The organism is Stieleria sp. (assembly GCF_041595215.1).
GTDB classification, from domain to species: Bacteria; Planctomycetota; Planctomycetia; order Pirellulales; family Pirellulaceae; genus Stieleria; species Stieleria magnilauensis.
Genome location: NZ_JBFHKV010000327.1, coordinates 1 through 7825, shown reverse-complemented (window position 1 = coordinate 7825; position 7825 = coordinate 1). Strand labels below are relative to the sequence as shown.

The window sequence follows — 7825 nt, the reverse complement described above, 5'->3', positions numbered from 1 at the left end:
GTTTCAAGTTTCAAGTTTCAAGTTTCAAGTTTCAAGTTTCAAGTTTCAAGTTCCAGACCTGGGGCATTTTCCTGTCACTCTTTTTCATTTCGATAATTCTGCCCGCCATTGTTCTGTTATCTCAGCTACTTTCCAGCAACTCCCGATAAACCCTCATCATCCGTTCTGCCAAGCATTCTCGACTGAAGTGTTTGACCCTTTCGCGTCCCGCTCGAACCCTTTCCTCGCGAAATGCTTCCTCGGTCAACAACCTCTCACACCCCCGCGCCATCACGTCGTAGTCCCCACAGCTCGCGACCACTCCGGCATCGCCGACCACTTCCCGAAGCGACCCCGCATCGCTGGAAACCACCGGGCATCCTGCGGCCATCGCTTCCAGCGGCGGCCACCCGAAGCCTTCGTAAAGGCTCGGAAAGAGGAACGCCGCCGCCGCGCGGTAGTACTTCGCCAGCGTGGTCTGATCCGGATCGATGACAAACTCGATGCGTTCGGCAACACCACTCGCACTGCAGACCTGTCGCAACGCATCGTCCGGCGCTGGCCCGGCCAGAACCAACCGAATCGGCACGCTGGTGTGGATGCGTTTCAAGATCTCGATCGCACCGGCACGGTTTTTGTAAAAACCATTGTTACCGAGATGGAACAAAAAGGGGCACGGTTGATTGAGATCAGCAGACGTCGTCCTGTCTCCCTCAAACAATTCTTGTTCGATAGCATTCGGTACGACTCGAATGCCTCCCTCCGGCACACAACCGAATCTCCTCAAGTCATCCGCGGTGCTTTGGCTGACCGAACAAACCACGCTGGAAGCCCCGACGCCCTGCAACGACCGCCTGATCAGCCAACGCGCCCCGCGTCCGACCGGTGGGGCGCCGGCAAAGACCCCATCCATTTGCAATCGAGGGATCACATCGTGGACCGTCACGGCGACGCAGTCTGACTGCACCGCGCCCGCGGCATAGCCGAAACTGCCATCGAGCAAATGAACCACGTCGGATTGGGAAACATCCAAATTCCGTGCAGCACGCCAAATGTGATAGTGACGACGCCACATTCGCAACCGATTGGGTGTGCGATCGAGCGTTTCCCGACCACAGCCCAAGAACTTCACCGACACCTCGACCTCATCAGGGAAGTACTTTGCCAGCGCACCGGCGAGCTGATCTCGATACCGTCCCATGCTTCCGGGTTCACCGGGTACCGTCGTGTCGAGTAACGCGACGCGAATCATCTTAGCTCCCCAGCCCGGTGACATGGCGGGCGGCACGCATGATTCCGTCGGCTGCATCGCGTGGGCTGTAGTGACGGATCAGCGCTTTCGCATTGCGGCCCATTTGCTGAAGTTCTTCACGGTCACCGGCAGCTCGCGCCAACTGGTCGGCGAGCGTCTGCCAATCCCCAAACGGGTGCACCCACCCGGTCGCTCCGTCATGGATCAAATCCGGATGACACCCCACCTGATCACTGACCAACGCGGGCAGGCCGGCCGCAAAGCCTTCATTGACGACCAATCCCCATGTCTCTCCATTGTCCGATGGCAACACCAGCGCATCCGCGGCGCTGTAGGCTTGCCCGATTTCCGATTGATTCAAGAAACCGGCGAACTGAACCGGCAGGTTCCCCTCACGCGCCAATCGCTCGCATTGCTCTCGTTGTGCGCCCTCACCAACCACAAGCAGCTGAAACTCGGCACCTTGTTGTTGGGCCAGTGCGACGGCTTTCATCAAACCGATGGGCTGTTTTTTTTCGATCAGTTTTCCGCAAAACAGGAAGCAGCACGTGTCGGCATCGATCTTGAACCGTCGACGGGCGGCGGCAATGGAGTCCACATCACGCGGGCTGGTCGCGGCGAGACGATCGTTCTCGATGCAATACGGTGCCAAAAACATCCGCTCGTCGGGAATGCCGAGTTCACGATAGAACGCCGCGCTGGCTTTACCGATCGGGCAAAACGCATCATAAAAGCGCATCAACCGCTTGTGGATCAATCGCTTCCACCAGGCTCGCGGCCGCAAGTTGTTGGCTTCGCCGCGAACGATGCAGGGGATTCGCAACCGTTTGCATGCCCGCGCCGCCTGCAGACAGCTCTTGACGACCCAGCCGTTGATCACGACCGCGTCGAACCCCTGCTCGCGAAAATAGTCCGCGACGCCGGGAGTGTCACAGCCGGCAAAGTGCATCAAACCCGGCGTCTTGGAAACATTGTCCAAGACGTGGTAGTCATAGCCTTCCAACAGCGGAATGTCCCATTCAAACTTGACGCCGAATTCGGCGCCCTGCTGCTCGGCGGTCGGCAGGGTGCAAAACACGGCCTTGAATTCGACGCCATCGTCGGCCGCCAAATGCCGGAACACCGGCACCTGGTATTGAATCGGGTGCGTGGTCAGAAAGGCGAGTTTCATGGAGCCTGCTCGTTCACCTTGATCGGATCCGAGGGATTGAACACTTTCATCCGATCTCGCATCAACCGTCGCGCTGCCAGATAGGCTCGCACCTCTCCCAGAAGCTTCACCGGAATCCACCACGGATGGGTCAGGTGAAATTTCGTCCGGACTTCGCGGAGGATGCGTCGCAAACAGTAGCCATTCGCTTCGCAAGCCGACTGCGCGTGCAACATAGCGTAATAGTGATCACCGACGCCATGACTGGGCGATGGGCTGGTCAAATGACTGCCCGACACACGTGTCCCTCCTTTCTCGACACGCAAGTGATCGATGCCCGCCGACCCGAGAAATCGAATCGATCCCCCGGCGGCTTCCAACCGGCGGGCGAATTCGGTTTCGAATCGATAGGCGGCACCTTGAAAATTTTCATCAAAGCCGCCGATCGACAGAGCGCGATCGCGGTGAACGCACAGATTTCCGGCCATCACGTTATGGACTTCCATCTCACGGGTGGAATGAAACGGAAAGTCTTCGTCTCGCCGTAGGCCCGTGAGGCCGCGCGGAGCGTCGATCGGCTGAGGTTTCTGCCAGGGTTGGATGACTTGTCCGACGGTCGCCCACAATTGCGGGCACTGGGCATGAGCCGCCGCATGAACGGCGACCAAATCCGCGTTGGGGCGAATGTCATCGTCCAAGAACAGCACCAGTGGGGAACTGGCTTCGCGCAAACCGTGGTTCATTGACCGGGTAATCGAGGGTTTTGGCAGTCGAATCCATCGAATCGATCCCGTTGCGTTCCAACGTGTCAATTGTTCCGTCGTCGATTGATCATGCTCGGGACTTTGATCAACGACCAAGATTTCCGCAGCCGGCGACGGAAGTGCCAACAACGATTCGATCGTAGAGGCGAGAACCGCGTCGCGTCCTAGCGTCGGGATGACGATTGACACGTTGGGGGACATCTGGTGGAGAATTCAAACTCGCTGATAGTGGGATTCGAATTCGGTCGCGCGCTGCTTCGGGCTGGCAAGGACGTCGCCCGGCGCGATCCAGAAAAATTCATAGTCTCCGCATTGACGAAACCGGGCAAACAGATCTTCGCGGCCGTAGCCGAAGCGATCTGAGCTCTCGTTGGCTTCGAAAATCACCACAGGCTGGTGTTTCGTCAGGATTTGCTGAGCCCCATTCAAGACGCCGAGTTCGCCACCTTCGACATCGATTTTGATGAATGTCGGAGCAGGAAGCTGTCCCGAATGGACCGCCCAGTCGAGTGAAATGAGGGGCACATCGACGACCGCTTCCCCCGCCTGACCTGATGTCATCAGCGATGCATGTAAGGCGTGCGCCGGTTTGTGCAGCTGGACTGTTCCCTCATGATCACCGACGGCGACGGGGAACACTTCGATATTTTGCAATCCATTCAGCTGAGCGGAAACGGCCACGAGCCTCGCGAGTTCCACTTGTGGCTCGAATGCTTTGATGGTGATCCCTGGGCAGGCCAGCGCGGTTTCATTGGAGATCGCGCCGGCGTTGGCACCGATGTCGAACATCACACCGCCGTCTTGCATTGCGAGTGTACAGGCGCGGCGTATCCATGGCTCCCAAGCGCCCTCGTTCTCAATCGTCACAAACAGGTCCAAGTTAGCCGGGTCGACGGCCAACTTGCATCCGGAATCGGTGGTGATGGTCGTTTTCCATCTGCCCCCGAACCTGCGACCGATGAATCGGGGAATTGCACCCTTCCCGCGTGGCGAAACTCGATTTAAGAAAGCGGCAAGCCGCATCATCGATGGCTGTCCGGATTGCCAACGCTGAAGATCGTTTGGAGCCTGAATCGCCGCTAACATCGTCATCGCACCCTTACCGTTCACCAATTTTCCGTGCCGGAACCCCGGCCCAAACTTCATTCTCGGGCACGTGGCTCCTGACCACTGCTCCGGCACCGATTACGGCGCCGTCGCCGATCGTCACTCCGGAAAGGATCGTCGCCCCGGTTCCGATCCAAACATCATTTCCAATGCTGACCGCCTGACTGTTACAACCCTGTTGATTGATCGGAAGGCCGCGGCTGGAGTTGTGTGAATGATCGGTAATGAAAACTCGTGGAGCGATCAAAACGTTGGTACCGATTGAGACCTGTTGGGAAACATCCAATTCGGTTCCCCGGCCAAAAAAAGTGAACGCCCCGACGTCAAGCTGTGCCTGTTGATTGACCAGTTTCAACCAGACGTCGTCTTCAAGTGTCACGCGGGTTCCCAACCAAATTCCGCGCGGATAGTCCATGCGGCATCTCGCACCGATGTTGACCTTTGGTTGGAGTCTGGCGCCGCGAATCGACCAGCAGAACGCACGCATCCTCCAACTGATCAAGCGAAACGTTCGTATCAACGTCTCAAGCATCTTTTACCGGCAATCGCAAATAGGACAACGCAACCTTCACCCAGGGACGAATCCAGAACGGGCGCTGCCGGATGGCGCGCAACAAATAGGGCCGACAGCGATGGTCACCGATGGCATAGAGCTGGCTGCCGATGAAGAACTCAGCACTCGCCAGAGCGACACGCGGTGAAATCACTGTCGTCGGCGGAAGATCACCCCAGCTCGTTTGGTGCGCGCGGCGAAGAATCTCGCGATCATCTCCTCCACGCTGGACACACCGGTAGGACTCCTGAGCCAGCATCGCGAGGCGGCGTTGCCGATCGTGACTGGTCGAACTGATCCCATCCATGTCAATTCCCCATTCAAACAAAACCTCCGGCAACTCGCCGAGTTTTCCGACACGTGTCATCCGATGCCAAAGATCCGTGTCTTGCGCGAATCGAAACTCGCGACGGTATCCGCCAATCGAGCGGTAGGCTTCGGTACGATACGTCGCGACGGTATGAGAGATTCCGATTCCCTCCTCGAGGAACGCAGCGGTGATCTGTTCCGGACTTTGATCTCGTATCGTCTCCCCGAGAAACTCTCCCCCAGGGCCGATTCTTCGACATCCCGCGCCGACCGCAACCACATCGGGATGTCTATCCAAGTATTGGACCTGTTTTTCCAGACGTCTCGAAAGCGACCGGTCACCGACGTCCTGTCGAGCAATGAACTCCCCCCGTGCGTGATCACATCCTTTGATCAGGGCGCAGGTGAGCCCCGCATTGGATTGATGCAACAGCACAATCCGACGATCCTGCGCCGCAAATGTTCTCAGCAATTCCGATGATCCGTCCGTCGACCCGTCATCGACGAGGATCAATTCAAAGTCCTCGAATGTTTGATCAAGGATGCTTTCAACCGTCGCCGTCAATTGAGACGCGCCGTTGTACACCCCCATCACGACCGAGACGCGCGGGCGGCGTTGCTTCGGCCCGCTCATGTGACGCTCCAACGAGTCCACTTGGACTGGCCGAGAAGCATACAGGTCGCAAAGGAGATGAGTCCCGCGATCACCATGATTCCCAACGTGACGCTGATCGACTGAAGGTTCAGTCCGATTCGCGGTGCCACAAATTGCATCCCTTCGATGAACAGCACGTGTGAGAGATACACCCCAAAACTGTAGATCGAAAGGCGTTTGAGCCAACGGGGTGCGGGACGCCTGACCACAATCGCTAACGCAAAGACCACGGTTGAAATCGCATAGACATTCAGGAAGTCGCTGAGCAGCATCACAACCAACATTGCTAAGATCGGCCAGAAAAACCACTCGCGTTTTTCTTGCAATTGGTCCACCACGATGGCAAACAACATTCCGATTGGAAACCAAGCCAGGTTCTTTCCGATAAACCAGCGATTGGCCGGCAAGCTGGCTTCAATCGCTGACGCCTGCCACACAAAGATCACGATGGAAACGGCCAATAATCCTGCCGTCATCACCGGGCGCCGCCTCGCCAGCATCATCAATCCGGTCCATAGAACGAAGCTGTAGAAAAGAAACGGCACAAAATAAAGTTGATGCGACGCGTCGCCCCAGAAGATGCTGCCGAAGATCCCCGACTCAAGTTCCTCACCGGTCGCCAACGATTTCGCGAATCGAACGGCTAAGTAAATCGTGCTCCAGGCAAAATAGGAAGGCGCCAAGCGTTGAAACTTGCGGTTGATCCAATCGAAAAAGGCGATGTTTTTTCGAAGGATGGTTTGCTGGGCCAGAAACGCACTCATCATGAAAAAACACGGCACCGCAAACCCCAGATACCGCATTCCCCACTCGACATGGTCGTTGGTGTCGCAGGCATGGATGTAGATGACTGCCAACATGCCGGCAACGCGCAGCGCGTCAAAACCGTGAAACCGCATCGGGTCCGTCGTTCCAGACGCGTTCAATGTTGCATCCTTGGCGATCAAGCTTCAGCGTGCTGATTGACGATATCGAACATTTGCAACAACGGGCGACTGCACTCGGTCCAGCAAAATCGGCGTGCGTTCTCACTTGCACAATCGCTCAACCGATTCCAGAGATCCTCGTTCGTCAGAACATTCACCAAATTCGCTGCAGCCGCTTCAACATCATCGACAGCGCTGTACATCCCACCGTCGCCGCCGATTTCGGGGATGGCACAGGTGTCGGTCCCGATCGCCGGCGTCCCGAAGCTTTGCGCTTCAATCGCGGGAATCCCGAACGATTCGCAACGACTGAGCAGACTGAACACGTGCGCTCGAGAGTACAGTTGCTGGAGTTCTTCATCGCTGATCCAACCACAAAAGGTCACCGCGTCACTTAGGCCCAGTTCGGTGACCAAGTTTTCAATCTGCCGGCGATGTGATGGATCGGGCCAACCACCGGCAAACGTCAACCTTGCATCGGCGATCGTGTCGCGCACCAGACGAAAGGCCCGCACCAGAACATCGGCACCCTTGTGGGGCGCCATCGCCGAGACGCTGACGATGTGATTTTTTTCCAGCAGACTTTTTCCCCATCGACGGGCCGCTTCCCAGGTTGTTTCGGAAATGGCCTGATAAACCACCATCGCACGCTTCGCATCGCCGCCCGCATTTGAGCGGTAGGCATCGTGCATGTATTGTGAATTAAAGACCATCAACGACGCTTCCCGCATCGTGCGACGATAGCCACGCCGTTGCAACCACGCTTTGAATTTGTCGTTCAAACCGTGATGCAATTCGGGCACCATACACCAGGGATTCTGACAGAACACGACTTGCGGCGTCTTGATGCCTGGCACCGAGACACCGGCGGGCGTAAAGATAAACTCGCTGTGGGTCTGCCGAGCAATCTTGTTCAAATTTCGGTATTCCCAGAGCGCCCGTCGGCTCCAGTGGGATGTCGATGCCGGGCACTCGATCCACTGGTAACCAGGCAGATCGACGACGATGTCCCGATTGGCATCATGAAACAGGAACACATAGTCGTGCGTTCCCTCGGTCCAGTCCCGCAGTCGGTTAATGTGCCCCATCAAAACGTGTCGTCCGCTCTGATTATTGACCGACAATGCGTT

General features: G+C 56.9%; 8 protein-coding genes. All 8 read right to left on the bottom strand.

The features are described 5' to 3' along the window. Nucleotides 1-121 precede the first annotated feature (121 nt). The gene (locus ABX749_RS14235) at nucleotides 122-1231 is read right to left on the bottom strand and encodes a glycosyltransferase family 4 protein (RefSeq protein ID WP_372896562.1); all 1110 of its coding nucleotides are present in this window, start codon (nucleotides 1229-1231) and stop codon (nucleotides 122-124) included. Nucleotide 1232: 1 nt separating this feature from the next. Further along, on the bottom strand, nucleotides 1233-2402 hold the full coding sequence (locus ABX749_RS14230; RefSeq protein WP_372896561.1) for a glycosyltransferase family 4 protein: 1170 nt from the start codon (nucleotides 2400-2402) through the stop codon (nucleotides 1233-1235). Then, nucleotides 2399-3334 (bottom strand): glycosyltransferase family 2 protein, encoded by a 936-nt coding sequence (locus ABX749_RS14225; protein ID WP_372896560.1) that lies wholly within the window; start codon nucleotides 3332-3334, stop codon nucleotides 2399-2401. The genes ABX749_RS14230 and ABX749_RS14225 overlap by 4 nt, the downstream gene beginning before the upstream one ends. A gap of 24 nt (nucleotides 3335-3358) precedes the next feature. Further along, a complete protein-coding gene (locus ABX749_RS14220) occupies nucleotides 3359-4045 on the bottom strand; it encodes an FkbM family methyltransferase (protein ID WP_372896559.1) in 687 nt (228 codons plus the stop codon). A 199-nt stretch (nucleotides 4046-4244) separates the two neighbouring features. Further along, nucleotides 4245-4667 carry a DapH/DapD/GlmU-related protein gene (locus ABX749_RS14215; protein WP_372896558.1) on the bottom strand — a complete coding sequence of 141 codons (423 nt, stop codon included), beginning with the start codon at nucleotides 4665-4667 and terminating at the stop codon, nucleotides 4245-4247. Between the two features lie 109 nt (nucleotides 4668-4776). Further along, entirely contained in the window at nucleotides 4777-5748 is a 972-nt protein-coding gene (locus ABX749_RS14210) for a glycosyltransferase family 2 protein (protein ID WP_372896557.1), read from the bottom strand. Beyond that, nucleotides 5745-6695: an acyltransferase gene (locus ABX749_RS14205; protein ID WP_372896555.1), complete on the bottom strand. Its 951-nt coding sequence runs from the start codon at nucleotides 6693-6695 to the stop codon at nucleotides 5745-5747. The genes ABX749_RS14210 and ABX749_RS14205 overlap by 4 nt, the downstream gene beginning before the upstream one ends. 17 nt (nucleotides 6696-6712) lie before the next feature. Next, nucleotides 6713-7825 (bottom strand): glycosyltransferase (locus tag ABX749_RS14200; RefSeq protein ID WP_372896554.1); only part of this gene is annotated, 1113 nt, incomplete at its 5' end.